Source organism: Nocardia araoensis NBRC 100135, from assembly GCF_000308435.1.
In the GTDB taxonomy this organism is placed as follows: Bacteria; Actinomycetota; Actinomycetes; order Mycobacteriales; family Mycobacteriaceae; genus Nocardia; species Nocardia araoensis.
Genome location: NZ_BAFR01000059.1, coordinates 37,794 through 61,762 on the forward strand (window position 1 = coordinate 37,794; position 23,969 = coordinate 61,762).

A 23,969-nucleotide genomic window follows, 5' to 3' on the forward strand; every position below is an offset into this window, starting at 1 on the left:
GCTCACGCCTTCGCCGCGGCCGCCGCCCCGCGCAGCGCGGCCGCGGTGAACTCGTCGAGGGGATAGAACAATTCGATGGCCAGCTCCGACAGCGTCACGTCGGCCGGTGCGCCGAAGGTGGCCATCGTGCTGAACATCGACAGTTCGCCCACCGGGGTGCGGATCCGGATCGGCACCTCGAAGGGGCTCGCCGGCGTGCCGGTTTCCGCCTCCGCGCCGCGCGCCTCCGCTGGCTCGGGGTAGCCGGAGACCTCGTCGTACAGCGCGGCCAGTTCCGCGTCGCCGGTCGCACCGACCTGCCTGGCCAGTCGCTCCAGGAACAGGTCGCGCACCTGAGTGCGGTTGGCCAACCTGGCCGAGAGCCCTTCCGGGTGCAGCACCAGCCGGTAGACATTGGGCCGAGGCGCGCGCACGTGCTCGGGGACGCCGTCCATCAGCACGGTCATCGCCGCGTTGCCCACCACCACGTTCCACAGCCGATCGATGACCACCGCCGGGTACGGTTCGTGCGCGGTCAGCATGGTGTCCAACGCGGTGCGGACCGACGCGAGATGGGCGTCGTCGAGGCCGCTCTCCCGGTAGGCGGGCGCGAAACCCGCGGCGACCAGCAGAGTGTTGCGGTCGCGCAGCGGCACCTCGAGCGTGTCGCACAGCCGCAGCACCATCGCCCGGCTGGGCGCGGCGCGGCCGGTCTCCACATAGGACAGGTGCCGCGCCGAGGTGTCCGCGGCCAGCGCCAGGTCGAGCTGGCTGAGCCTGCGCCGTTGCCGCCATTCCCGCAGCAGGATGCCCGCTCTCGACTGTGTCCGCACCGATGTCACGCGATCAGCTAAGCACCCGGCCGCGCGGTACGGCCATGACTTCCGAGGTTATTGAGACGCCCACCTCCGGCCAGGAGGGTTGGTGCCAGGGAGCCGATCGGCTCCGCCGGATCGACCACTGGGAGTACGACATGAGATCCACCACGCCGGACCGTCGTGAGGCCAACGCCGCGTTTCTGCGTGCCGCGTTGCGCGTGGACGGTTGGAGTACCGGCGTCTTCGGCGCGGTGCTGCTCGCCGGAGCCCGATCGCTGCGCGAGCCGCTGGGGCTGCCGGCGGGTTGGAGCGTCGCGTTCGGCGTCGTCATGCTCGGAGGCGCGCTCGTGTTGCTGTCGATCGCCCGGCGTGCCGCGGTCGCCGCGCGGTACGCGGGTGTGGTGGTCGTCGCCAACGCGCTCTCGGCGGCCGGGATGATCGGGCTGGCCGGTTCGGGTGTGTTCGCGTTGACCGGGCCGGGCGTCGCCTTCCTGCTCTCCGGCGCCGCGGCGGTCGCGGCCTTCGCCGGACTGGAGTTCGCCGGGCTGCGCAGGTTCGGTGACTATCGTGCACGATGACCACCGGTCCGCCGTGCGGCAGCGGGACAGAGGCTGCCGAGTGGTCAGCGCCCTCGCGTTCCAGCGACCACCGATATTCACTGTGCGCGATGCCGGAGATCGAGTAGAGAAGACCGGGTGGACGCCTCGATACCCGCGATCAGACTGCTCGTGCCCGCCGACTGGGCGGTATTCCGGCGGGTCCGGCTCGCCGCGCTGACCGACGCGCCGCAATTCTTCGGTACGACACTGGCCGAGGCGCAGGGCCGCACCGAAAGAGACTGGCGGCGCGCGTTGTCGGATCGGGCTCAGTTCGTGGCCGAGTGGGGCGGGACCGAAGTGGGTACCGTCGCGGGCATGCCCGACCCGGAACGCGGTGGCGTGCACTTGATCTCGATGTGGGTGGCGGCGCGGGCGCGGGGGACCGGCGTGTCGGACCGGCTGGTCCGCGCCGTGCTCGACTGGGCGGTCGAGGGCGGACACGACGTCGTCCGTTTGGAGTTCGCCGAACACAATGCCTTCGCGGAGCGGCTGTATCTGCGCAACGGCTTCGTGCGGACCGGGGTGAGCGGGCCGATGGCTCCGGGCGACCCGCGACGGGAATTCGAGATGGAGTGGCGGCCGACGGGGCCCGGTTTGTCCGCCGATCCGCCGGGTATCCGGGCCGCGACGGCATCCGAGACACCCGTTCCGCACCGCGAGGCCCAGCACAGGAGACAGCCATGAACGAGCGCAAACCCACGGACAAGGGGACCGACGACGTACCGGGCACCGCCGAGATCTCCGGCGGCCGGTCGGCCGGAACCGGGCGACCGGCCGAGGGCGCGGCGCACGGGGCCGCCGGGAAGCAGGGCGCCACCGAGCGCGCGGCGGACACGCGAAGCGGGGTGCAGGTCTCGGAAGACGCGTCTGTGCAGGCCGGCGGCACCGCTGATGCGGCGGAGACGGTGACTTCGGGGGAGGTTCCGACCGGTACAGCCCCGCAGGCGGGCAGCACGCCCGATGCGGCGGCGACCGTGAATACCGGTACGGGTCCGCAGGAGAGCAGCGAGCCCGGTGCGGCGGAGGCGGTGAACACCGGTACGGCTCCGCAGGCGGGCAGTGCGCCCGGTACGGGAGACACGGTGTCGTCGACGGAGACTCCGATCGGCGCGGTCCCGCAGGCTGGCGGTGAGGCTGAGGCGGAGGAGACGGTGACCTCGGCGCAGATCGAGAACATGGCGGGCGCGGACACGGAGCCGGCTTCGACCGGGAAGCATGCGGCCGAAGCCGGGAGTCGGCGCGAAACGCCGATAGCGGAGTCGGTTCGACGCGCCGCCGAGCGCGCCGAGCAGGTTCAGGCGGACGCCGCCACCGCCGCCGAACGCGGCGCAGCGGGAATCCCCGAACAGGTGGCCCGTCCGGGCCGCACGCTCCTGGAGACGCTGCGCGACAAGCCCGTCCTCGCCGCGATTCCCGCCTCGGTCCTGGCTTTCATCTTCTGGCGCGCGTTCCGCCGAGGCTGACGCGCCTCAGACGCGACGCCGGTAGATCTGCCGAGATCCGCCTTCCGGCCCGGGATCCGTCTCCTCCGCGGCATGGAAGCCGAGGTTCTCGTAGAACGCGCGCGCACCGCTGGCGACCGCGCCGGGATGGTCGTGCCCGAAGGTGACCACCTCGAGCGTGCCGGGGGCGGGCACGTACCGGCGGATCGCGTCGGTGGTCAATGCCCGGCCGATCCCGTGCCCGCGGGCCTGTTCCGCGACGACCAGCCAGTGCACCCGGTAGATCGGCGGGTTCGAGCCGAACAGGATGCCGCCGAGCACCTCCGCCCCCGCCGACCGCGCGACGAGCGCCGTACCACGCCGAACGTGCCGCAGCACCGAGGCACGAAATCCGGCATCGTCGGCGCCCGCGCCGAACCAGTGCTCGACCTGCCCCGCCAGTTCGAGAAAACCGGCGAGGTCGTCTTCTCGCGCAAGCCTGACAATCATCCGGGCCATCGTGACAGCATCGGCCGCCTCCGTCGACTCGAGGGAACCCTCAGCCGGCGGCGGATCGCAGCGCGATGTCGAGTTTGCTGCGGAAACGTCCGAAGTGCGGATCGGTATCGTGGCATGCGAATCCGTCCAGCCCCCACCACCGTTCACCGTCGAACTCGCGCGGATCGAGGGCATGGTCGTCGGCGCGGTCACCGCGGATGACATACCAGAGGCTGACGTCTTCGTGACCGGCGCCCGAACCGACGGTGGTGGTGACGGTGAGGAACAGCGGGTCGGGCCCGACGAAGTCGAAACGGGCCTGCACGCCGATCTCCTCGGCCGCTTCGCGCCGCGCGGTGTCGAACGGATGCTCGCCCGGGTCGACATGCCCTCCGGTCGGCAACCACAGCCCGGCGAGGCGATGCTTGCCGAGCAGCACCGCCCGAGCCGCCGGATCGACCAGCACGACATAGGAGACCAGGTGCCGTGGCGGCGTCGCAGGTCTGGCCCGCCGGAAGATGTCGTCGGTCGACGCCAGCCAGGCCAGCGTCGTATCGATGTGCTGCCGCTCGAGCTCGTCGAGCGGCGCGATCCGGCGGACGGTCTCGGCGACCGCGGTGGTGGCGGGATCCATGGCACGGACGGTAGCGCCGGGCGCCGACAGGTTCAGCCGTCCAGCACAACGGGTTTCAGGCGGGCCGTGTACGCCGACGCGTGCTGTCCCGCAATCTACCGAGTGCGGCACCGATGTGTGGCCCGGCCGTGGGCCGGGCCGTGAACGTCCTATGGCCGCAGCACCGACACCAGGAATTCGGTCTGGTCGTACACGGTCTTCTCGAAGAACTCGTCGAAATAGATGTCGAAATGTCCTGCGGGATAACGTTTCACCACCGCGTGCTTGGTGCGTTCGGCGGCGCGCAGCGCCGATTTCACCGGCGCGACGGAATCGTCGTCGCACAGCGCGTACAGCACCGGCATCTTCAGCGCCTTCGCGCGCCGCCCCGGTGCGTCCAACAGCGCCGAGAACGCCACTCGCGCGGCTACTTTCGGCTCGTAGGTCTCGCTCTCGTCGGTCAGCCTGCGGAAGCCGTCCGGCACGTCGGGCGCGCTCATCAGCGCCGCGGCGCCGCGGCGTCCGGCCAGCCGGATGCCGATCGGCTTGCGCCGCAGCGTTCCCAGCAGCAGGTCGGTGGCCGCGATGGCGGTGACCTTGACCAGGCTGACCGGCCCCTTGGCCAACGCCGAGGACAGGCCGCTGGTGAACGGCACCTGCGCGACCACGGCGGCGATATAGGCATCGTCCGGTGCGACCGAGAGCACGTGCCCGCCGCCGAACGACGTGCCCCACAACGCGATCCGGGTCGCGTCGATGCCGCGCAGCGTGCGCGCGTACGCGATGGCGGCGTGCCAGTCCGCGCGCTGACGCGCGATGTTCAGCAACTGGCGCGGCATGCCCTGACTGGCGCCGAAATGCCGATAGTCGAATACCAGGACCGCCATTCCCGCGGCGGCGAAACGCCGCGCGTACCGATCCAGTCCCATTTCCCGATTGGCCCCCAGGCCGTGTCCCATCACCACTAGCGGGCGGGGTTTGGGTGCGCCGTCCGGGCGGTATAGCCACGCCGCGCACTGTTCGCTTCCGGATGGGAAGCCGACCTCGACACGTTCCATGGCCATAAACCGTACCGAGTATCCTGTCCTGGCGGACGAGTTGGTCGGGCGGCCGCGGCGTAGGGAACGGGCACGGATGTGCCGCCGCCCGGCGCCGAGGAAAGTCCGGACTCCACAGAGCAGGGCGGTTGCTAACGGCAACCCGGGGTGACCCGCGGGAAAGTGCCACAGAAAACAGACCGCCCACGGCCCAGCGGTCGTGTGGTGAGGGTGAAACGGTGCGGTAAGAGCGCACCAGCGCCCCGGGTGACCGGGGCGGCTCGGTAAACCCCGCCCGGAGCAAGGTCGAAGGCCGCACCGTACGCGGTGCGGCTGCGCAGGCGCTCGAGGGCTGCTCGCCCGAGCCTGCGGGTGGACCGCTCGAGGCACCCGGCGACGGAGTGCCCAGATGGATGGCCGCCTCCCGGCCCCGTGCCGGGGACAGGATCCGGCTTACAGACCAACTCGTCCGCCCGGGGGTGCTTCGCACACCGGCTCGATTCCGCACACGCGTTGCGCGCGCGAAATCGGCGGGTGTGCGAAGCACGGCCGGATTGCGAGCGGGTCAGCACATGAGTTTGGCCATTTGGTAGATCGCCTTGGCTTCCTCGGCGCTGGGCTGGGTGGCGCCGCCCGCGCGCTTGGTGATGTTCTTGACGACGTCGTCCTCGGATTTACCCGCTTTGATGTCGCCGCAGGTCTCGGTCAGGATGCTGGCGACCTTCGCGTCGTCCTTGCCCTCGGCCAGCTTGGGGAATGCCCCGCGGAAGCTGACGAGGAACGCGCCCGCCTTCACGCTGTCGACCTGGGCGGTGGCCTGTGCCGCGGTGGTGGTGGCGGACGAGGTGGCGGTGCTGGTCTTGTCGTCCCCGCAACCGGTGAGGAGCAGGGCCAAGAGGGTGGCGCTGGCCGCGATCGCGGCGGTAGTTCTTGTCACGGAGCGGCATGCTAGCCGTCCACAACCACCGCCGCCTCCCGTCAGGTTAACGGGAGGCGACGAGTAGCGGGAAAAGAATCGCGCGGGTCAGATCGGATTGATCACGAAAACCTGCGCCCAGTACGCGGCCTGCTCGGGGCCCAGCAGCGGCAGCAGGTAGTCGAACAAAATCGATGACATAGGTATGGAGCTCCCAAATTGTCGACGTGCGGGACATTTTCCAAACGCGCGGGCGAACCAGCCCGTCACGGCGGGCCACGTTAGCAGCGCCGCCGCCGTCGTGTCGCGGGGTGAGATTTTCCGCTGTCCGATTCGTGCGGAACTGGCCCTGATCGTGATCGACGTCATAAAGTAGTCGCCGTTGGCAAGGCCCGGTGCGGGGCAGCATCGGGCTATTCATACTTCGATCGCGGGAAAGCAGGTCTCAACACATATGCGAGTAGTTCGCTCCATGGTCGCCGGCGCATTGGTCGCAGGCGCCGCTTCGGTTTTCGCGGTGCTGGGTGCGGGTTCGGCCGGCGCTGTCGCGGTGACCCCGCTGCCAGGTGGGGTTCAGGTCGACCTGAGTCCCGCCGACACGGTGTGGGTGCACCAGAATCATGTCGGTCTGGCTATCGCCGGGCTGCCGCACCCGTCCGCCGCCTCTTTCGGTGAGGCGCTGGACGCGGCGGCTCAGGTGTCGTCCTCGGTGCCGAACGGCCGGGTCACGTTCACCGTCTACGGGCCGTTCGACCAGTTGAACGGCACCATGCTGGCGCTGCAGTAGGACCCGGCGCCGAAGCGTGGAACTTCACCAGCGGATCGTGTCGGCACCGGTCGATTTCGGCGCCATCCGGTCCGAGTTCGGCCTGGCCTCGGCATACCCTGCCGAGGCCAGTGCCGAGGCCCGCGACGCGGTGGACGCGTTCGCGGGCGACCGGGTCGATCGCACGGACATCCCGTTCGTGACGATCGACCCACCCGGGGCCATGGATCTGGACCAGGCCCTGCATATCGAACGAACCCCCGGCGGCTTCACCGTGCACTACGCCATCGCCGACGTGGGCGCCGTGATCTCCCCCGACGGCGCGCTCGCCAAGGAGTCCGGCGCCAGGGGCCAGACCTTCTACCTTCCCGACGGCGCCGTGCCGCTGCACCCGCCCGCGTTGTCGGAGGGGTCCGCCAGCCTCCTTCCGGACCGCACGCGTCCGGCCGCGCTGTGGACGATCGAACTCGACGAGCACGCCGAGCCGGTGCGATTCTCGGTGGTCCGCGCCCTGGTGCGCTCCCGTGCCCGGCTCGACTACTTCAGCGTGCAGGCCGACGCGGACGCCGGTCGGCTGCATCCCTCGATCGCCGCCCTGCCGGAGTTCGGCACGCGGCGTATCGAGGCGGGGCTGGCGCGCGGTGCGGTCGGGCTGCGGTTGCCCGCGCAAAGTGTGGTCCAGGACGAGCACGCCGACGGGCACTGGCGACTGGTGGTGGAACCGCGCACCGCCGCCGACGACTGGAACGAGCAGGTCTCGCTGCTGACCGGCATGTGCGCCGCGCGGATCATGCTGGACGCGGACGGGCCCGCGGGGCATCGGGTGGCGCTGTTGCGCAGCATGCCCCCGCCGCAGGAATCCGCGATCGATTCGATGCGCCGGACCGCGCAGGCGCTGGGCGTGGCCTGGCCCGATGGCGAAACGGTCGGGCGGATGCTGGCCCGGCTCGACATCGGCAGTCCCGCGGCATTGGTGCTGATGTCCGAGGCGACCACCTTGCTGCGCGGCGCCTCCTACACCGTCGTCGACGGTGCGGCGGAAGCACCGCAGGCACCGGAAGCGCTGCGCCACAGTGCGATCGGCGCGCCCTACGCGCATGTCACCGCCCCGCTGCGGCGGTTGTCGGACCGGTTCGCGACCGAGATCTGCCTGGCCAGGTGCGCGGGGGCCGAAGTGCCGCGCTGGGTGCGGGAGGGGCTGGCGAGCGCCGCCGACGCCATGCGGCGCAGCGACAGCGTCGCGGGCAAGATCGAACGCGCCTGCATCGACCTGACCGAATCGACCCTGCTCGCGCGGCGCACCGGCGCGGCGTTCGACGCCGTCGTGGTGCGCGAGGCCAACGGCAACCGGCCTGCCGTGGTCTTCGTCGCCGACCCGCCGGTGCTCGGCCCGTGCGCGGGGAGCCCGCCGGAAGGCGAGACCGTGCGGGTGCGGCTGCTGTCGGCCGACCCGAAGGAGCGGAAAGTGTCCTTCACCTACCCGGCGTGAACGCGTGCGGTGCGCGAGGACCCGCCATCGGCAGTTGAGTCGCATCAGCTCGCCGTTCACGGCGGGACGCCGGGTCACGGCGGGACGCCCGGTCACGGCGGGACGCCGGGTCACGGGGAGACGCCGGGTCACGGGGAGACGGCCGCTGCGAACAGCGCCGTCGCGGTCGCCGGATAGCGGCTCAGCTCGCGCACGGCCGCGGCGTGCTCCGTGGCCGCGAGCATCTCGTGCAGACCGGGTCTTCGCCCGTCGCCGAACGCGGTGGCTCGTCCCGACCGTGCGCGGGCGGACGCTCGGTCACCGGGAGACGGCCGCTCCGAACAGTGCCGCCGCGGTCGCCGGATAGCGGCTCAGCTCACGACCGGCCGCGGCGTCCTCCGCGGCCGCGAGCATCTCGTACAGGCCTGCATCTTCGCCCGCCGCCGCGGCCTCGCCCGCTCGGTGCAGGATCGCGTCGTGCGACTCCACCGCGTCGCGATGGTCGCCGAGCACGGTCTGCAGCTTCTTCGCCCGGACTCCGCGATCGGCGGCGTCGTCGCCGAGGATCTGCTGTGCCGCCTCGCACGAGTACCGCAGCCGCTTGGCGCTCTTGCGGATGTCGTGCAGCAGTTCCACCCGTTCGAGCGGATCGACGGTGGGTTCGGCGCGGATCAGGGATTCCACCCGATCGAGGTCGCGCCGCAGCACCTCCCGGAAGACGTCCGCCGCCGCGGCCGCGGCGCGGGCGTGGCGCAGCGGGGGATCGGTGCGCCAGCCGGACAGTTCGTCGCGCAACTCGCGGTAGCGTGCGCCGTCCAACGCGGTCAGCACCTCGTCGTGCGCGGCGCGATAGCGCTCCCGCTCGGCGTCCACCAGACGCGCGGTGACGGCGTCCAGCGCGGCCGGGTCGGCCCGCTCGGCCTGATCGGCCAGCAGCGTGGCGAACCGATCGGCGCGCACCTCCGCGTCCCGCGCTTCGCCGAGCAATCCGGCCAGCCACTTGAGTTCCGCGCCCATCGTGGCGACGGGCTTCTTGGCGAGCAGTTCGCCGTAGGACCGCAGCACGCTGCGCAGCCTGCGGGTGGCCACCCGCATTTGGTGGACCGAGTCCTCCGCGTCCGCGCGGACCTCGGGCTCGGCGGTCAAGAGCCGGTCGATGTCCTCGCGCAACGCATCCACCAAAGCGGTCCCCGCCGTGATCGCTGTGCTCGCTCCCGCCTTCGCGAATCGGTCGGTGGCCTCGACCAAGTGATGTGTGATGCCGGGCTCGTTCGCCGCGTGGCCCGCGTCGTCCACGATGTGCAGGACCGAGCCGGGCCATGCTCGGTGCAATTCCCACGCGCTGACCGCCGGGCAGACGATGTCGTGGCGGCCCTGCACGATCACCACCGGGATGTGCGCTATGGCGCCGATGTCACGTAGCAGCCGACCCTCTTCGAAGAACCCGCCGTGCCGGAAGTAGTGGTTCTCGATCCTGGCGAACGCCAGCGCGAATCGCGGCTCGGAGGTCTCGGCCACCCGATCCGGATGAGGCAGCAGCGAACTCGTCGCGGCCTCCCAGCTGGACCACGCGATCGCGGCCGTGCGGGCGAGTTCTTCGTCGGGCGAGTGCAGCAGGCGGTGGTAGACCTCGACCAGATCCTGATCGCGTTCGTCCTCGGGCACCGGCGCGAGGAACTTCTCCCACTCGTCCGGGTAGACGTAGCCCGCGGCGCCGTTGTAGTACCAGTCGATTTCCTTGCGGCGCAACAGGAAGATGCCGCGCAACACCAGTTCGGTCACCCGGCCGGGGTGCCGCTGCGCGTAGGCCAGCGCGAGGGTGGAACCCCACGAACCGCCGAACACCTGCCAGCGATCGATGCCGAGATGTTCGCGCAGCGCCTCGATGTCGGAGATCAGGTGGTCGGTGGTGTTGTGCTCCAGGCTCGCGCCGTCGGCAAGGTGCGGGATGGAGCGACCGCAACCACGCTGGTCGAACAGCACGATCCGGTAGGCGGCCGGATCGAAGAAGCGCCGATGGAACGGCGCGGTGCCGCCGCCGGGCCCACCGTGCAGGAAGACCACCGGCTTGCCGGCCGGGTTGCCGCTGACCTCCCAGTAGACCGATTGGCCGTCACCGACCGCCAGCATGCCGGAGTCGTGCGGCTCGATCTCGGGGTAGAGGGTGCGCATCCGGCCGCCCGGCTCAGAACGCCAGGCCAGAGGCCAGGTCGGGGATGCCCAGCGCCTCCACGGCCTGCTGGCGCACGTCCGGGCAGGCCTTGACGGTGGCGCGGTCGACGATCGGCTTGTCGGCCAGCACCGCGCCGTTGATGCCGCCGTTGCGCAACGCCCACTCGTGCACCAAGGCGTTCAGCCCGATCTTGCCCAGGGTCCCGCCCTGGATCCGCCAATTGGACAGTTCCGGCCGGATCATGTCGCACAGCTGGGTCGCGGCGGCGTCGGAGATCTCCGGACTCGTCGGCGTGACGCGGCCGGAGGTGGTGCCGGGAGCGGCGGTGGCCGACACGGTGGTGGAACTCGAGCTGCCGGTGGGTGCCGGGCCCGAGTCGCTGCCGCAAGCGGTCAACGCCGCGGCGGCGAGAGCGCCCGCCACCAGCAGGGTGCTGCGTGAAATCCAACGGCTGTACGGCATGGATACCTCTGGTCGTGTCGGGATTGTCGGCATCGAGTCTGCCATTGATTCCGCCGACCGGCCCGAACCGGCCGTTTTCGGTGGGAAGAGTTCAACCGAAGTGCGCGCGTAGCGATCGACCGGCACGGCTCCACCCTCCGCAACCGGAATTCGTCGGGCCTCAGGTCGACTGGTCGACGCGGATCATCGGGAGCTCCGGTCTTACCTTCGCGATCGCGTCGAAGTCCGCGTCCGCGTGCAAGAGCGTCAGACGGTGCTCGAGCGCGGTGAGCGCGATGACGATGTCCATCGGCGACGGCCCGCGATGATGGCCGATGCGGATCAGATCACGCTGCACCGCCAACACGTGGCGCCAGGGAGCGTCGAGCGCGGGGTACCAGCCGAAGGTGCGACCGAGAACCGCGAAGAACGGTTCGAAGTCCTTGCCCGATCGAACGGAAACCATGAGTTCGGCTTCCACCGGCGGGCAGAGCGCGACGAGTCCTTGCGCAACCTGGCCCGGCCAGGGCTCCTGTACCTGGCCGCGGAGCAGTCGCCACACGGCTGAGGTGTCGGCGAGGTAGGTCACCGCTGGGACTGCTCCCCGCTCGCCAGGGCGTCGATGTCCAGGATTTCCTCGGCATTGGCCTGCAACCAGGACAGACCGCGCGCGCGATCGTCCGCGGTCAGGCCCGCCGCGATGGCCAGCGCGCGATTGATCGTGTCGCGTTTGGTTCGCGTGCCCAGTTGCTGCTGAGCGAACGCCAGTGCCGCGTCATCGAGATCGACTATGGTCCGCGTCATACTCCGCACCTCCCTTGATATACGGATATACACCAATATATCAAGGGAGGTCCGGTATCAGAAGCTGTGCTCCGGCCCGGGGAAGGTGCCCCGGCGCACTTCGTCGGCGTAAGCCGCTGCGGCGGTGCGCAGTTCGTCGCCGACGTGGCCGAAACGCTTGACGAACTTCGCGGTCTTGCCGCTGGTGTAGCCCGCCATGTCCTGCCAGACCAGCACCTGCGCGTCGGTGTCGGCGCCTGCGCCGATGCCGACGGTCGGAATGGTGAGTTTGCGGGTGACCTGTCCGGCCAGTTCGGCCGGGACCATCTCCATCACCACGGAGAACGCGCCCGCCTCCTGGACCGCGATGGCGTCGGCGATCAGTTGCTCGGCGCCGTCGCCGCGGCCTTGCACCCGGAATCCACCGAGGGTGTTCACGCTCTGCGGGGTGAAGCCGATGTGCGCCATGACCGGGATGCCCGCCGCGGTGATCAGCGCGATCTGATCGGCGACCCGCTCGCCGCCCTCCAACTTCACCGCGTGTGCCCCGCCCTCCTTCATGAACCGCGTCGCCGTCGCCAGCGCCTGCTGCGGGGAGGACTCGTAGGTGCCGAACGGCAGGTCGGCCACCACCAGCGCGTGCGGAGCGCCGCGCACCACCCCGCGCACCAGCGGGATGAGCTCGTCGACGGTGATCGGCACGGTGGTGTCGTAGCCGTAGACCACATTGGCCGCGGAATCGCCGACCAGCAGCACGGGAATGCCCGCTTCTTCGAACAGCCGCGCCGAGGAATAGTCGTAGGCGGTCAGCATCGCCCACCGTTCACCGTCGGCCTTCATCTGCTGCAGGTGGTGCACCCGGGTCTTGCGCAATTTCTTGGGCTCGGCGGGCGCCGCACCGTAGGCAGGGGTTTCCGAATCGGATACGGACATCATCGTCCCTTTCGTCTGTGTCGCCTCGGGGCCCGTCCGGGTCCCCGGGAGTTCTGACGATTTCAGTGTGCCACCCGCCACCGAGGCGGATTAAGGCCGATGACCGGTGCGATTGGTCACAGCGCCGGAAGGGTTCGCCCGGGGCGGTCGCCGCGTTTGCCCGATGGCAGGATCGACAGCATGTCGATGGTGCGGAGTGGGCGCGGTGCGCTCCCGGTGGCGGTGCTGGCGTCGCTCGCTGTGCTGGTGTCGGGGTGTGCCGCCACGCGCACCGAAACGGGACAGCCGCTGCCCGCGCCGCCCACCGGGCTGGAGAAGTTCTACGGACAGGTGGTGCAGTGGGGTGACTGCACCGGATTCGGCGGGCCCGACGACCGGCTGCCGCCGAGCGCCGAGTGCGCGCGGATCACCGTGCCGGTGGACTACGCGGCGCCCGACGGCCCGACCGCGCAGATCGCGGTGTCCCGGATGCGGGCGACCGGGCGGCGGGTCGGTTCGCTGGTGATGAACCCCGGCGGGCCGGGGGAGTCCGGCCTCGGCCTGTCGTCGCTCGGCAACAAGACGGCGTTGGCCGAGCGCTTCGACCGGATCGGCTTCGACCCGCGCGGCGTCGGTTCCTCCACCCCCTCGATCGTCTGCCAGACGCCCCAGGAGCAGGACGCCGAGCGCGCGGAGCCGGAGGAGGACTACACGCCCGCGGGCATCGCCGACGCCGAGGGCGACAACACCCGGTACGCGGGCCGCTGCGCCGAGCGGACCGGAAAGGAATTCCTCGCCCATGTCGGCACCCGCGAGGTGGTGCAGGACCTCGACATCATGCGCGCCGCGTTCGGCGACGCGAAGCTGACCTACGTCGGCTACTCCTACGGCACCAAGATCGGTTCGGCGTACGCGGAGCGGTTCCCCGACCACGTGCGCGCCATGGTGCTCGACGGCGCCATCGATTCCTCGCAGGATCCGGTGCAGGAATCGTTGCGCCAGGCGGCGGGCTTCCAGAAGGTGTTCGACGCCTACGCCGCCGACTGCGCGCGCCAGCCGGACTGCCCGCTGGGCACCGATCCGGCGCAGGCGGTGCCGCGGTTCCGCGCGTTGGTGAACCCGCTGTGGGACAAGCCCGCGGCGACCACCGATCCGCGCGGGCTGACCTACGGCGACGCGGTCACCGGCGTGCGTCAAGCCCTCTACACCGACGAGTTCTGGCAGGTGCTCACGCTGGGGCTGTCCGAACTGCGCGACGGGCGCGGCGACACGCTGCTCACGCTGGCCGACCTGTACGACGGCCGCCGCGACGACGGCACCTACGCCAACACCACCGACGCGTTCAACGCGATCCGCTGCGTGGACGATCCCCGCATCACCGATCGCGCGGTGGCCGCACGTCAGGACGCGGAATACCGGAAGGCGGCCCCGTTCCTGGACGACGGGCGCGGCACCGGCGCGGCGCCGCTGGAGCTGTGCACCGCCTGGCCGGTGCCGAACTCGAGTACGCCGCATCGCATCTCGGTGACCGGCCTGCCGAAGACGGTGGTGGTGTCGACCACCGAGGACCCGGCGACCCCGTACCAGGCCGGAGTCGACTTGGCCGACCAGCTGGGCGCCGCGCTGATCACCTATCAGGGCAACCGGCACACGGTGGCGCTCGCGGGCGGCGTCCCCTGCGTCGACGACGCGGTCATCGCCTATCTGGTCGACCTGACCGAACCCGCTTCCGGTCTCACCTGCTGAGCCCTTCGGTTGCTGATGGGTCACGCGACCCGGCCCGTTCCGGAAAAATCTCACAAACCGGACGATCCGACTGTGCGGAGTCTTCCGAAAAAATCCAGGTCAGCAATCTTAAGCGTGTATGTAACACAGATTTAACGCCGGATGCTTACGCTCGCGGGCATGGATCGCCAGAAGGAATTCGTGCTGCGGACGCTCGAAGAGCGGGACATCCGCTTCGTACGTCTCTGGTTCACCGACGTCTTGGGTTACCTGAAATCCGTCGCGATCGCGCCCGCCGAGCTCGAGGGCGCGTTCGAAGAGGGTATCGGTTTCGACGGCTCGGCCATCGAGGGCTTCGCCCGTGTCTCCGAGGCCGACATGGTCGCCCGGCCGGATCCGTCGACCTTCCAGGTGCTGCCGTGGGCAACGAGCAAGGGTCACCAGCACTCCGCGCGCATGTTCTGCGACATCACCATGCCGGACGGCTCCCCGTCCTGGGCCGACCCGCGCCACGTGCTGCGCCGCCAGCTGAACAAGGCGGGCGATGTCGGCTTCAGCTGCTACGTGCACCCGGAGATCGAGTTCTTCCTGCTGGAGAACGGCGCGAGAGACGGCGCCCCGGTTCCCGCCGACACCGGCGGCTTCTTCGACCAGGCCGTGCACGACTCGGCGCCGAACTTCCGCCGCCACGCCATCGACGCGCTGGAGTCCATGGGCATCTCCGTCGAGTTCAGCCACCACGAGGGCGCTCCCGGCCAGCAGGAGATCGACCTGCGCTACGCCGACGCGCTGTCGATGGCCGACAACGTGATGACCTTCCGCTACCTGATCAAGGAAGTGGCCATCGACGAGGGCGTGCGCGCCACCTTCATGCCCAAGCCCTTCGCCGAGTACCCGGGCTCGGCGATGCACACGCACATGAGCCTGTTCGAGGGCGAGACCAACGCTTTCCACGACCCCGACGACCCGATCAACCTGTCGGAGACGGCGCGCGCGTTCATCGCGGGCATCCTCGAGCACGCCCCGGAGATCAGCGCGGTCACCAACCAGTGGGTGAACTCCTACAAGCGCCTCATCCACGGCGGCGAGGCACCGACCGCGGCCTCGTGGGGCCGGTCCAACCGCTCCGCCCTGGTGCGCGTCCCGATGTACACGCCGAACAAGTCGTCCTCGCGCCGCGTCGAGATCCGCAGCCCAGATTCGGCGTGCAACCCCTACCTGGCGTTCGCCGTGCTGCTCGCGGCCGGTCTGCGGGGCATCGAGAAGGGCTACACGCTGCCGCCGGAGGCCGAGGACGACGTGTGGTCGCTGACCGTCGCCGAGCGGCGCGCGATGGGCTTCCGTGAGCTGCCCGGCACGCTGGACGAGGCGCTGGCGGCGATGGAGCGCTCGGAGCTGGTCGCAGAGACCCTGGGCGAGCACGTGTTCGACTTCTTCCTGCGCAACAAGCGCCGGGAGTGGGCGGACTACCGCAGTCAGGTCACGCCGTTCGAACTCCGTGAATATCTGGGGTTGTAACCCGGGCGATGTGCGGGGGCGGCGTGCGCGCGGTGCCGGCCCTGTAATTTGAGAGCCATGGTCCGGCCACCGTCTGCCCGTTCCGCTGTCCCCGGTGTCGGTCGGCTCGGATTGCTCGAGCCGTCCGCCGCCGCGTCGCTGCGCGAACTGGGCTGGGACAACGTCGAGAGTATCCCCGTGCTGTGGTCGCTGTCCCGCGCGCCCGACGCCGATCTCGCGTTGAGCACGCTCATGCGGCTGCGCGAGAGCATCGGGGACGGTTGGGATGCCATCGATTCGGCGGTCCGTACCGATACGTCGCTGCGCGGCAGGCTGTTCGCGCTGCTCGGTTCGTCCAGCGCCTTCGGCGATCATCTCGTCGCGGCGCCGGAGGCATGGGAAGGGTTGCGCCGCAAGGAGTTGCCCGGACGCGACGATCTGATCGCCGATCTGCTCGCCGTGGTCGACGCGGTGCCCGAGGAAGGGCCGAACGCGACGCCGATGCTGTTTCGCGCGGGCATCTGCGGACCCGAAGTGGTGGCGTCGCTGCGCAAGCGCTACCGCGATCATCTGATGCTGCTGGCCGCGCTGGATCTGGCGGCCACCGTGGAGAACGAGCCCGTGCTGCCCTACCAGGTGGTCGGCAGGCAGCTCACCGACCTGGCCGACGCCGCACTGACCGCGGCGCTGGCGGTCGCGGTGGCGCGGGTCTGCAAGGACGAGCCGGTTCCGGTGCGGCTGGGCGTGATCGCGATGGGCAAGTGCGGCGCGCGCGAGCTGAACTATGTCAGCGACGTCGACGTGGTGTTCGTCGCCGAGCCCGCCGACGCCACCGCGACGCGCTTGGCCGCGGAGATGATGAGCGTGGCGAGCCAGGCGTTCTTCGAGGTCGACGCCGCGCTGCGGCCGGAGGGCAAAGCCGGTGCGCTGGTGCGGACGCTGGATTCGCACGTCGCCTACTACAAACGCTGGGCACGCACCTGGGAGTTCCAGGCGCTGTTGAAGAATCGACCGGCGACCGGTGACATCGCGCTCGGCGAGCAGTACCGCGCCGCGCTGATGCCGATGGTGTGGTCGGCGTCGGAGCGTCCCGATTTCGTCGCCGACGTGCAGGCGATGCGCCGCCGGGTGGAGGATCTGGTGCCCGCCGATCTGCGCGAACGCGAACTCAAGCTGGGCCGCGGCAGCCTGCGGGACGTCGAATTCGCGGTGCAGTTGCTGCAATTGGTGCACGGGCGCGTGGACGAGACGCTGCACGTGCAGGGCACCGTCGAGGCGCTGACCGCGCTGGCCGCGGGCGGCTACGTCGGTCGCGACGACGCGGCCAACCTCACGGCCTCCTACGAGTTCCTGCGGCTGCTGGAACACCGGCTCCAGTTGCAGCGGCTGCGTCGCACCCATACCCTGCCCGCCGCCGACGACGAGGAGGGCATGCGCTGGCTGGCCCGCGCGGCGCACATCCGGCCGGACGGCAGACAGGACGCGGTGGGTGTGCTGGCCAGTGAGATCCGCCGGAACGCGGTGCGCGTGCGGCGCTTGCACGCCAAGTTGTTCTACCGGCCGCTGCTGGATTCGGTGGTGCGGCTGGAGCCCGACGCGCTGCGCCTGAGTCCCGAGGCCGCCATCCGGCAGCTGGCCGCGCTCGGCTACGCGGCGCCGGAACACGCTCTCGGTCACCTGAAGGCCCTCACCGGTGGTGTATCCCGCAAAGGGCGCATCCAAGCCCTGCTGCTGCCGACGCTGCTCGAATGGCTCGGTGAGACACCGAATCCCGACGCGGGCCTGCTGGCCTATCGCCGGGTGTCGGAGGGGCTCGCCGACCAGATCTGGTTCCTGCGCGAACTGCGCGACGAGGGGGCGATCGCACAACGGCTGATGATCGTGCTCGGATCCTCGGAATACCTGCCCGATCTGCTGATCAACGCGCCGGAGACGATCCGGATGTACGCCGACGGCCCGAGCGGCCCGCTGCTGCTCGGCCCGCAGCCCGACGAGGTGGCCCGCGGCATCCTCACCGCCGCCGCTCGGTACGACGACCCGAAACGTGCTGTGGCCGCGGCTCGTTCGCTGCGCAGACACGAACTCGCGCGGGTGGCGTCGGCCGATCTGCTCGGCATGCTCGAAGTGCCGCAGGTGTGCCGGGCGTTGTCGTCGGTGTGGGTCGCGGTGCTCGAGGCATCGTTGCGCGCGGTGATCCGGGGGAGCGAAGCGGAGATGGGCTGCCGCGCGCCCGCCGACATCGCGGTGATCGGCATGGGCAGGCTCGGCGGCATGGAGCTCGGCTACGGCTCGGACGCGGACGTGCTGTTCGTGTGCGACCCGCGGCCGGGCGAGGACGAGACCAAGGCCGTGAAGTGGGCGATCGGGGTGGCCGATCGGGTGCAGCGACTGCTCGGCGCGCCGAGCACCGACCCGCCGCTGCACGTGGACGCCGGGCTGCGTCCGGAGGGGCGCAACGGCGCGCTGGTGCGCACGCTGGCCGCCTACGCGGCGTACTACCAGCAGTGGGCGCAACCCTGGGAGGTGCAGGCGCTGCTGCGCGCACACCAAGTGGCGGGCGACGAGGAACTGGGGGTGCGTTTCCTGCACGTCATCGACAAGGTGCGGTACCCGGCGGGCGGCGTGTCGGCCGAGGCGGTACGCGAGATCCGGCGGATCAAGGCCAGGGTGGACGCGGAGCGGCTGCCCCGCGGCGCCGATCCGGCCACGCACACGAAGCTGGGCCGCGGGGGCCTGGCCGACATCGAGTGGACGGTTCAGCTGGTGCAGCTGCGGCACGCCCACGAGGTGCCCGGCTTGCACAACACCTCCACGCTCGAGGCGCTGGATGTGATCGAGCGGACCGAGCTACTGGACGCGCAGGACGTGGCGCTGCTGCGCGACGCGTGGCTGACCGCCACCAACGCCCGCAACGCCTTGGTCCTGGTGCGCGGCAAACCGAGCGATCAGCTACCGGGCCCGGGGCGGCTCCTTTCCGCCGTCGCCCGCGTCGCGGGGTGGCCCAACGACGACGGCAGCGAATTCCTCGACCACTACATGCGCGTCACCCGGCGCGCCAAAGCGGTCGTCGAACGAGTCTTCGGCGCGTGAAGCCGCTGCTCGCGCGCAAGCCCTACGGAGGACCCGAGCGTGCTCGGCCCGGACTCAGGGACCGACGGTGAGGCCGGTGCGGGCCGCGCGCTGTGCACCCCAGTCGTAGAGCGCGGTGAGGACCGGGACCAGAGTGCGGCCCTCGTCGGTGAGGGTGTATTCGACCTGCGGCGGCACCGTGTCGAAGATGGTGCGCCGGACCAGTCCGTCGGACTCCAGCTCGCGCAGTTGCTGGACGAGCATCTTCTCGCTGGTGGTCGGCATCCGCCTGCGCAACTCGCCATACCGGTGCACGCCCTCCTTCAAGTGGGCCAGGATCACCGGCTTCCACTTACCGCCGATCAGGTCGACGGTCACCTCCACGGCGCAGTTGTAGGCCTTACCGGGCACATGTCCTCCGGGTACTCACTGAAAAGTGCGTTCTTGTAACACTGTAATCATCGCGATTCCATGAATGCCGTTCGTATCGACCACCGCAGACATGGAGCGAAACATCGTGAAGGTCATCGTTTTCGACCGCTTCAAGCCAGGCGTCACGCTGGAGACGATCAACCCGTACCTGCCCGAGGAGGTCGCCAATGTGTGGCGGCTGTGGAAGGCGGGCATCGTGCGGGAGAACTACGCCCGCGCCGACGAGCCGGGCGTGGTGATCGTATTCGAGGTCGACAGCGTGGAGGACGCGCGCAAGTACGTCGCGGATTTCCCGCTGACCAAGGCCGGGTACCTGGAATGGACCTTCGTGCCGGTCCAGGCGCCCTTGCCGCTGGAGGCGCTGATGGATCCGGCCGTCGACGTCGCCGAGCCCTACGACCGGACCGCGTGAGCATGCGGCACGCCTTCGGCCTGAGCATCCCGCAGACCCTCTCGGACGCCTGCGATCCCGCGCGGATGGCGCTGCTCATCTACGACATGCAGGTCGGCATCGTGCGGCAGATACCCGGCGGCGAGGAGATCGTGCGAGCGTGCGTGCGGCTGCGCGACGCCGCGCGAGCGGCGGGCTTCCGGGTGTTCTACACCCGGCACATGTCCCTGCCGGTCGCGGCGTCGGGCGTGGCCCAGTTGCGCACCGCCATGTCCTGGCAGCGCGTGGACGACCCGGTGGACGTGCGCTCGAGCTTCCCGCAGGGTTCGCCGCAATTCCACTTGGTGCCCGAATTGGCGCCGGGTCCGGACGAGGTGGTGTTCGACAAGATCACCATGTCGGCGTTCGCGGCGACGCCGCTGGACTTCGCGCTGCGCGACTGCGGCATCGACACCTATGCCGTGGCGGGCATCGCCATGGAGGTGGGCATCGAGCCGACCGTCCGGCACAGCCTGGACCTGGGCTACCTGCCGATCATCGTCACCGACGCGTGCGGCGCCGGTCATCCGGCTGCGGCCGAAAGGTCCTATGCCACTCTCGAATTCACCGGCGGATCGCTCACCACGGACACCGCCGCGCTCACAGCGGCCATGAGTCGGCCCTGCGACTGACGCAGTGGCCCGGCGAACCGGTGCGCGCCGCGTGCCGGTTTCGCGGCCATCAGTTCGTTCGTCTGAATACGCGATCGCGCCCTGGCATAGGGTGATCGGGTCACCGATTCTCGCGGGTCAGCTCGCCTGCTGTGGGGTGTTCGCGGCGCGGGTCAAGGTCTGGAAGCGATCGACGAACCGGCGCAGGGCGAGCCGGTCCTCGTCGCCGAGCCCGTTCGCGGTCGTGACGGTGACCTCGGTGCCGGCGCGGATCCGCAGGACGTCCCAGGCCACCGGCAGGACGGGCGCGTGCACGCTGCGCCCGTTGCTGCTGACCGTGATGGACGAGCGATACATACCCGGAACGAAGGCCAGGTCTTCGGCGATCTCGGCCGTGAGCGGTCCCGGCGCGCGGAATTGCTCGACGTACATTCCTCCCCCTCGACATGCCGCCATCAGTTCCCATCCAGACTAGGCGCGCCGGGTCGTCGAGCGTCGGCAGACGTGCATGCGGTCCGGTTCCGCCGCCTGTCGAGCGCGTCGTGGGCGAGGGTCCCCGACCTAGGGCAGGTGCCCTGATATCCAGGTGCTATGACGACACCAGACGAGTTCGATTTCGATGCCACCTATCGGGGCACCGGCGGCCCGTTCGGCCCGGGTGTCAAGCCGCCGTGGAGTATCGGCGAACCCCAACCCGAGCTCGCCGCTCTGATCGAGCAGGGCAAGTTCCACGGTGACGTGCTCGATGTCGGCTGTGGGGAGGCGGCGATCTCGCTGTATCTGGCCGAGCGGGGTTACTCGGTCGTGGGTTTGGACCTGTCGCCGACGGCGGTCGAGCTGGCGCGTGCCGAGGCAGCCCGGCGCGGCCTGACGAACGCGTCGTTCGAGGTCGCCGACGTCACCTCGTTCACAGGTTACGACGGCCGCTTCGGCACCGTCGTCGACAGCACGCTGTTCCATTCGATCCCGGTCGAATCGCGGGACGGTTACCAGGAGGCGATCGTGCGCGCTGCCGCGCCGGGCGCGTCGTACTTCGCGCTCGTGTTCGACCGGGCGGGCCTGCCCGAAGCGCCCCAGCCGGGGCCAGCGCCCGTTACCGCCGATGAGCTTCGGGAGGTGGTGTCGAAGTATTGGACGATCGATGAGATCAGGCCGGCGCGAATTCACGCCGACTTGCCTGCGGAGCTGCCCGAGAATTCGCCTGTGCGGTTCGAAGGAATACGGGACGAGCCCGGCGGCCGTAAGTCGGTTCCGGCCTGGCTGCTGTCGGCCCACCTGGGCTGACTTCTCCCACAGGCGTCGCCCGGGCGAAATATCGTCAGCCCCCGAAGTGCCCGGGCTTCCTGTGGTCTCGGGCTGCACCGGATCGATAGTGCCTAGGCTCGACCGCATGCGTAAATGGATGAACCGGGCACTGCTCGGTGCGGGGTGGTGCGCAGTAGCCGCGGGCGCCATCGGGATGGTGCTGCATTTCGGGGCGTGGCAGCGACGCGGGTTGGTGTTGCTCGCGTCGGGGGCGTCGTATCTCATGATCGGCGCGATCGTCGGCTCGGTGCTGTTGCTGATCGCGCGCGGGTGGCGCAGCGCGGCTGTCGCCGGGGTGCTGGCCGTGGCGACGCTCTGGACGCTGGTGCCCGCGTTCGTGCCGGAGGGCCGGGCCGCGAGCGGTCCGCAGCTGACCGTCATGCAGTCGAACCTCCTGTTCGGCGGCGCCGATCCGGACGCGGTGGTGCGCGCGGTCCGGGACAACCGGGTCGACGTGCTGACCGTGGACGAACTGACCGACGCCGCGCTGGTGCGGTTGGCGGGCGCGGGTCTGCTCGGTGAATTGCCGTACCGCTACACCGAGCCCACCCGCGACGGCGGTGGCGGCACCGGCATCTACAGCCGATATCCGCTGCGGGACACCAGGAAATACGACGGATACATCCTCAACACCCTCTCCGCGACGATGGATCACCCCGAACGCGGACCGATCAGCGTCTTCGCGTTCCATCCGGTGCCGCCGCCGTTCGATTTCCCCGCCTGGCAGGCGGAGATGCGCAGGACCCGGGAGATCCTCGACGCGCAGCGGGGCCCGGCCATCGTCGGCGCGGACTTCAACGCGACCCGCGACCACACGGCCTTCCGCGACCTGCTGCGCGGGAGCTTCGCCTCGGCGGCCGACCAGGCCGGCGCGGGCCTGCTGCCCACCTTCCCCGCCGATCGAACCTGGGGCCCGGTGATCGGCATCGACCACATCTTGCTCGCCGACGCCACCGCAGAACAGGTACACACCCTCACCGTCCCCGGCTCGGACCATCGAGCGCTGCTCGCCCACATCCGCCTGCGGTGACTCCACCTGCCGACCTCGCCACCCCGTGCACGGCTCGGATCGACGGCGCGCTCCGGCACGGCTCGCGCCGATCCGCACCCGCCGACCAGGTGCGACTCGAGTACCACCAGCCCGGCCGGACACCGGATAACCCTGCTGCGCGCCTGACCGGGCGCGAAATCGCTGCGCGCCTTGCTGATCCGGCGGCGATCGTGGCGCTGTGATGCGCGCGGCGCGCTCGCGGCGATTACGATGTGAGCGCTCGGCGGGCCCGAGACGCGGTACTCGGGGAGGCGAGTTCGATGACGAAGAACAGGCGATTCGGTGTGGCCGTGCTCGCGGTAGTGGCGGCAGTACTGGCCGGATGCGCGCAAGGCACGAATGGCAATGCTGCGCAGCAGGTCTCGCCGCCGGCCGACACCTGGGAGCTGGCGGGATCTATGACGGCGTCCGGCCCGAACGGTCCCCGCAAGGGTGTGCCGGACGCGCCGCTCACGGCGGAGAACGGCGACGGCGGCGCCGTCGACAAGCTGGCCCTGAACACCATCGCCGACGTGCAGGACTTCTGGACCACCGAGTACCCAGAGCACTTCCCCGGCAGATTCCAGCCGGTGACCAGGTTCATCTCCTGGGATGCCAAGGCGCCCAGAACGCAGTCGGTCAAGTTCTGCAAGTCCGACACCTACCAGGTGGTGAACGCCGCCTACTGCGGCGGTGACCACACCATCGGCTGGGACCGGGGTGTCCTGCTGCCGAAACTGGTGCAGAAGTACGGCGAGATGGCGGTGGTGATGGTGCTCGCACACGAGTACGGGCACGCCATCCAAGGTCAGGCCAGACTCGCGGGTCTGCTGACCCCGCCGCTCGTGCAGGAACAGCAGGCCGACTGCCTCGCCGGTGTCTTCCTGCGCCATGTGGCCGAAGGGGATTCGGCGCACTTCACGCTCAACACCACCGACGGCCTCAATGCCGTGCTCGGCGCCACGGTGGCCGTGCGCGACCGGGATCCGAACGATCCGGACAACGTGCACGGCTCTGCCTTCGAGCGGGTGACCGCGGTGCAGATCGGCTACACCGACGGCGCCGACGGGTGCAAGAAGATCACCAGGAAGGAGATCGCCCAGCGCCGCGGCAATCTCCCCACCACCTTCGAGCCCGGTGAGGAGCAGGCGCAGCTTCCGGTGGACGCCGCCGCGCTGACCAGCCTGAGCGCGGCGCTGACCAAGATCCTCCCGGTCACGCGGCCGCCGCAGTTCGACTACTCCGGCGTCGGCCGCGGTTGCTCGGACGCCACCGGCACCAGGCCGGTGTCGTACTGCCCGAGCGCGAACCGGATCGGCACGGATGTGCCCGCCCTGGCCCGCCGCGGCGGAATGATGACCGACGACGACCCGCTGTCGGCGGTCGTGGACGGCGACTACAACGCGTTCGTCGTCTTCGTCTCACGCTATGTGCTCGCGGTACAAC

At 70.0% G+C, this 23,969-nt stretch carries 26 protein-coding genes, 1 other RNA gene and 1 pseudogene; 15 read left to right on the forward strand and 13 right to left on the reverse strand.

Going from position 1 to position 23,969, the window contains the following annotated elements:
- Positions 1 to 2 precede the first annotated feature (2 nt).
- The gene (locus ON21_RS08295) at positions 3 to 812 is read right to left on the reverse strand and encodes a helix-turn-helix domain-containing protein (RefSeq protein WP_373281114.1); all 810 of its coding nucleotides are present in this window, start codon (positions 810 to 812) and stop codon (positions 3 to 5) included.
- Positions 813 to 952: 140 nt separating this feature from the next.
- Here ON21_RS08295 and ON21_RS08300 point away from each other — a divergent pair, with 140 nt between their 5' ends.
- From ON21_RS08300 to ON21_RS08310, 3 genes are all read left to right on the forward strand, one after another.
- The gene (locus tag ON21_RS08300; protein ID WP_039796912.1) at positions 953 to 1,375 is read left to right on the forward strand and encodes a hypothetical protein; all 423 of its coding nucleotides are present in this window, start codon (positions 953 to 955) and stop codon (positions 1,373 to 1,375) included.
- A 117-nt stretch (positions 1,376 to 1,492) separates the two neighbouring features.
- A complete protein-coding gene (locus tag ON21_RS08305) occupies positions 1,493 to 2,080 on the forward strand; it encodes a GNAT family N-acetyltransferase (RefSeq protein ID WP_051020480.1) in 588 nt (195 codons plus the stop codon).
- Complete coding sequence (locus tag ON21_RS08310) at positions 2,077 to 2,859, forward strand: RodZ family helix-turn-helix domain-containing protein (RefSeq protein WP_039796913.1); 783 nt, start codon at positions 2,077 to 2,079, stop codon at positions 2,857 to 2,859. The genes ON21_RS08305 and ON21_RS08310 overlap by 4 nt, the downstream gene beginning before the upstream one ends.
- A gap of 6 nt (positions 2,860 to 2,865) precedes the next feature.
- Here the strand turns inward: ON21_RS08310 and ON21_RS08315 are convergent, their stop codons facing one another.
- The 3 genes from ON21_RS08315 to ON21_RS08325 form a co-directional block, all read right to left on the reverse strand.
- The gene (locus ON21_RS08315; protein ID WP_039796952.1) at positions 2,866 to 3,327 is read right to left on the reverse strand and encodes a GNAT family N-acetyltransferase; all 462 of its coding nucleotides are present in this window, start codon (positions 3,325 to 3,327) and stop codon (positions 2,866 to 2,868) included.
- Between the two features lie 49 nt (positions 3,328 to 3,376).
- Positions 3,377 to 3,949, reverse strand: a complete 573-nt coding sequence (locus ON21_RS08320) for an NUDIX hydrolase (protein WP_039796914.1) — start codon at positions 3,947 to 3,949, stop codon at positions 3,377 to 3,379.
- Positions 3,950 to 4,098: 149 nt separating this feature from the next.
- Positions 4,099 to 4,986 carry an alpha/beta hydrolase gene (locus ON21_RS08325; protein ID WP_039796953.1) on the reverse strand — a complete coding sequence of 296 codons (888 nt, stop codon included), beginning with the start codon at positions 4,984 to 4,986 and terminating at the stop codon, positions 4,099 to 4,101.
- 36 nt (positions 4,987 to 5,022) lie between these two features.
- On the opposite strand from ON21_RS08325, the gene rnpB reads away from it, so the two are divergent.
- Positions 5,023 to 5,437, forward strand: an RNA gene (gene rnpB / locus ON21_RS35680) — RNase P RNA component class A.
- 93 nt (positions 5,438 to 5,530) lie between these two features.
- Here rnpB and ON21_RS08330 read toward each other — a convergent pair.
- A complete protein-coding gene (locus ON21_RS08330) occupies positions 5,531 to 5,902 on the reverse strand; it encodes a hypothetical protein (protein WP_039796916.1) in 372 nt (123 codons plus the stop codon).
- A 451-nt stretch (positions 5,903 to 6,353) separates the two neighbouring features.
- Here ON21_RS08330 and ON21_RS08335 point away from each other — a divergent pair, with 451 nt between their 5' ends.
- Positions 6,354 to 6,668 (forward strand): hypothetical protein, encoded by a 315-nt coding sequence (locus ON21_RS08335; RefSeq protein WP_245562508.1) that lies wholly within the window; start codon positions 6,354 to 6,356, stop codon positions 6,666 to 6,668.
- Positions 6,669 to 6,684: 16 nt separating this feature from the next.
- Positions 6,685 to 8,136, forward strand: coding sequence for an RNB domain-containing ribonuclease (locus ON21_RS08340; protein ID WP_083880473.1), 1,452 nt, complete (start codon positions 6,685 to 6,687; stop codon positions 8,134 to 8,136).
- A 297-nt stretch (positions 8,137 to 8,433) separates the two neighbouring features.
- On the opposite strand, the gene ON21_RS39930 is transcribed toward ON21_RS08340, so the two are convergent.
- The 3 genes and pseudogenes from ON21_RS39930 to ON21_RS08350 form a co-directional block, all read right to left on the reverse strand.
- Positions 8,434 to 9,294, reverse strand: coding sequence for a CHAD domain-containing protein (locus tag ON21_RS39930; protein WP_245562511.1), 861 nt, complete (start codon positions 9,292 to 9,294; stop codon positions 8,434 to 8,436).
- Positions 9,295 to 9,339: 45 nt separating this feature from the next.
- Positions 9,340 to 10,287: pseudogene (gene pip / locus ON21_RS39935) on the reverse strand (prolyl aminopeptidase); the annotation flags it as partial.
- Positions 10,288 to 10,300: 13 nt separating this feature from the next.
- Positions 10,301 to 10,624: a hypothetical protein gene (locus ON21_RS08350; protein ID WP_245562509.1), complete on the reverse strand. Its 324-nt coding sequence runs from the start codon at positions 10,622 to 10,624 to the stop codon at positions 10,301 to 10,303.
- Between ON21_RS08350 and ON21_RS39940 the strand changes: the two genes are divergently transcribed.
- Positions 10,614 to 10,862 (forward strand): hypothetical protein, encoded by a 249-nt coding sequence (locus tag ON21_RS39940; protein ID WP_245562510.1) that lies wholly within the window; start codon positions 10,614 to 10,616, stop codon positions 10,860 to 10,862. The two genes, ON21_RS08350 and ON21_RS39940, sit on opposite strands and share 11 nt — an antisense overlap.
- Positions 10,863 to 10,910: 48 nt before the next feature.
- Here the strand turns inward: ON21_RS39940 and ON21_RS08355 are convergent, their stop codons facing one another.
- From ON21_RS08355 to panB, 3 genes are read right to left on the reverse strand one after another with little or no spacing between them, the layout of a single operon-like run.
- Positions 10,911 to 11,318, reverse strand: coding sequence for a PIN domain nuclease (locus ON21_RS08355; RefSeq protein WP_039796921.1), 408 nt, complete (start codon positions 11,316 to 11,318; stop codon positions 10,911 to 10,913).
- On the reverse strand, positions 11,315 to 11,533 hold the full coding sequence (locus ON21_RS08360; protein WP_039796923.1) for a hypothetical protein: 219 nt from the start codon (positions 11,531 to 11,533) through the stop codon (positions 11,315 to 11,317). Before ON21_RS08360 ends, ON21_RS08355 begins: the two co-directional genes overlap by 4 nt.
- A gap of 57 nt (positions 11,534 to 11,590) precedes the next feature.
- Positions 11,591 to 12,445 (reverse strand): 3-methyl-2-oxobutanoate hydroxymethyltransferase, encoded by an 855-nt coding sequence (gene panB, locus ON21_RS08365; RefSeq protein WP_039796956.1) that lies wholly within the window; start codon positions 12,443 to 12,445, stop codon positions 11,591 to 11,593.
- A gap of 186 nt (positions 12,446 to 12,631) precedes the next feature.
- Between panB and ON21_RS08370 the strand changes: the two genes are divergently transcribed.
- From ON21_RS08370 to ON21_RS08380, 3 genes are all read left to right on the forward strand, one after another.
- A complete protein-coding gene (locus ON21_RS08370) occupies positions 12,632 to 14,170 on the forward strand; it encodes an alpha/beta hydrolase (RefSeq protein ID WP_039796957.1) in 1,539 nt (512 codons plus the stop codon).
- 159 nt (positions 14,171 to 14,329) lie between these two features.
- Positions 14,330 to 15,667 (forward strand): glutamine synthetase family protein, encoded by a 1,338-nt coding sequence (locus ON21_RS08375; RefSeq protein ID WP_039796925.1) that lies wholly within the window; start codon positions 14,330 to 14,332, stop codon positions 15,665 to 15,667.
- Between the two features lie 57 nt (positions 15,668 to 15,724).
- Complete coding sequence (locus ON21_RS08380; protein ID WP_039796927.1) at positions 15,725 to 18,736, forward strand: bifunctional [glutamine synthetase] adenylyltransferase/[glutamine synthetase]-adenylyl-L-tyrosine phosphorylase; 3,012 nt, start codon at positions 15,725 to 15,727, stop codon at positions 18,734 to 18,736.
- 54 nt (positions 18,737 to 18,790) lie between these two features.
- On the opposite strand, the gene ON21_RS08385 is transcribed toward ON21_RS08380, so the two are convergent.
- Positions 18,791 to 19,126, reverse strand: a complete 336-nt coding sequence (locus ON21_RS08385; RefSeq protein ID WP_039796928.1) for a winged helix-turn-helix transcriptional regulator — start codon at positions 19,124 to 19,126, stop codon at positions 18,791 to 18,793.
- Positions 19,127 to 19,232: 106 nt separating this feature from the next.
- Between ON21_RS08385 and ON21_RS08390 the strand changes: the two genes are divergently transcribed.
- Complete coding sequence (locus tag ON21_RS08390) at positions 19,233 to 19,559, forward strand: YciI family protein (protein ID WP_039796958.1); 327 nt, start codon at positions 19,233 to 19,235, stop codon at positions 19,557 to 19,559.
- 2 nt (positions 19,560 to 19,561) lie between these two features.
- Positions 19,562 to 20,209, forward strand: a complete 648-nt coding sequence (locus ON21_RS08395; RefSeq protein ID WP_039796930.1) for a cysteine hydrolase family protein — start codon at positions 19,562 to 19,564, stop codon at positions 20,207 to 20,209.
- Positions 20,210 to 20,326: 117 nt separating this feature from the next.
- Here ON21_RS08395 and ON21_RS08400 read toward each other — a convergent pair whose 3' ends face one another.
- Positions 20,327 to 20,620, reverse strand: a complete 294-nt coding sequence (locus tag ON21_RS08400; RefSeq protein WP_039796932.1) for a hypothetical protein — start codon at positions 20,618 to 20,620, stop codon at positions 20,327 to 20,329.
- 159 nt (positions 20,621 to 20,779) lie between these two features.
- Here ON21_RS08400 and ON21_RS08405 point away from each other — a divergent pair, with 159 nt between their 5' ends.
- The 3 genes from ON21_RS08405 to ON21_RS08415 all read left to right on the forward strand — a co-directional run.
- Positions 20,780 to 21,472 (forward strand): class I SAM-dependent methyltransferase, encoded by a 693-nt coding sequence (locus ON21_RS08405; protein ID WP_039796934.1) that lies wholly within the window; start codon positions 20,780 to 20,782, stop codon positions 21,470 to 21,472.
- A 106-nt stretch (positions 21,473 to 21,578) separates the two neighbouring features.
- The gene (locus tag ON21_RS08410; RefSeq protein ID WP_039796935.1) at positions 21,579 to 22,523 is read left to right on the forward strand and encodes an endonuclease/exonuclease/phosphatase family protein; all 945 of its coding nucleotides are present in this window, start codon (positions 21,579 to 21,581) and stop codon (positions 22,521 to 22,523) included.
- Positions 22,524 to 22,804: 281 nt separating this feature from the next.
- A partial coding sequence (locus ON21_RS08415) for a neutral zinc metallopeptidase (RefSeq protein ID WP_039796959.1) occupies positions 22,805 to 23,969 on the forward strand: 1,165 nt, incomplete at its 3' end.

What these genes read in the sequence shown, in the direction of transcription:
- ON21_RS08400 (WP_039796932.1), bottom strand. Translation starts at nt 20,620, where the DNA reads ATGTACGTCGAGCAATTCCGCGCGCCGGGACCGCTCACGGCCGAGATC.
- ON21_RS08300 (WP_039796912.1), top strand. Translation starts at nt 953, where the DNA reads ATGAGATCCACCACGCCGGACCGTCGTGAGGCCAACGCCGCGTTTCTG.
- ON21_RS08405 (WP_039796934.1), top strand. Translation starts at nt 20,780, where the DNA reads ATGACGACACCAGACGAGTTCGATTTCGATGCCACCTATCGGGGCACC.
- ON21_RS08395 (WP_039796930.1), top strand. Translation starts at nt 19,562, where the DNA reads ATGCGGCACGCCTTCGGCCTGAGCATCCCGCAGACCCTCTCGGACGCC.
- ON21_RS08315 (WP_039796952.1), bottom strand. Translation starts at nt 3,327, where the DNA reads ATGATTGTCAGGCTTGCGCGAGAAGACGACCTCGCCGGTTTTCTCGAA.
- ON21_RS08360 (WP_039796923.1), bottom strand. Translation starts at nt 11,533, where the DNA reads ATGACGCGGACCATAGTCGATCTCGATGACGCGGCACTGGCGTTCGCT.
- ON21_RS08410 (WP_039796935.1), top strand. Translation starts at nt 21,579, where the DNA reads ATGCGTAAATGGATGAACCGGGCACTGCTCGGTGCGGGGTGGTGCGCA.
- ON21_RS08380 (WP_039796927.1), top strand. Translation starts at nt 15,725, where the DNA reads ATGGTCCGGCCACCGTCTGCCCGTTCCGCTGTCCCCGGTGTCGGTCGG.
- ON21_RS08325 (WP_039796953.1), bottom strand. Translation starts at nt 4,986, where the DNA reads ATGGAACGTGTCGAGGTCGGCTTCCCATCCGGAAGCGAACAGTGCGCG.
- panB (WP_039796956.1), bottom strand. Translation starts at nt 12,445, where the DNA reads ATGTCCGTATCCGATTCGGAAACCCCTGCCTACGGTGCGGCGCCCGCC.
- ON21_RS08375 (WP_039796925.1), top strand. Translation starts at nt 14,330, where the DNA reads ATGGATCGCCAGAAGGAATTCGTGCTGCGGACGCTCGAAGAGCGGGAC.
- ON21_RS08335 (WP_245562508.1), top strand. Translation starts at nt 6,354, where the DNA reads ATGGTCGCCGGCGCATTGGTCGCAGGCGCCGCTTCGGTTTTCGCGGTG.
- ON21_RS08310 (WP_039796913.1), top strand. Translation starts at nt 2,077, where the DNA reads ATGAACGAGCGCAAACCCACGGACAAGGGGACCGACGACGTACCGGGC.
- ON21_RS08320 (WP_039796914.1), bottom strand. Translation starts at nt 3,949, where the DNA reads ATGGATCCCGCCACCACCGCGGTCGCCGAGACCGTCCGCCGGATCGCG.
- ON21_RS08370 (WP_039796957.1), top strand. Translation starts at nt 12,632, where the DNA reads ATGGTGCGGAGTGGGCGCGGTGCGCTCCCGGTGGCGGTGCTGGCGTCG.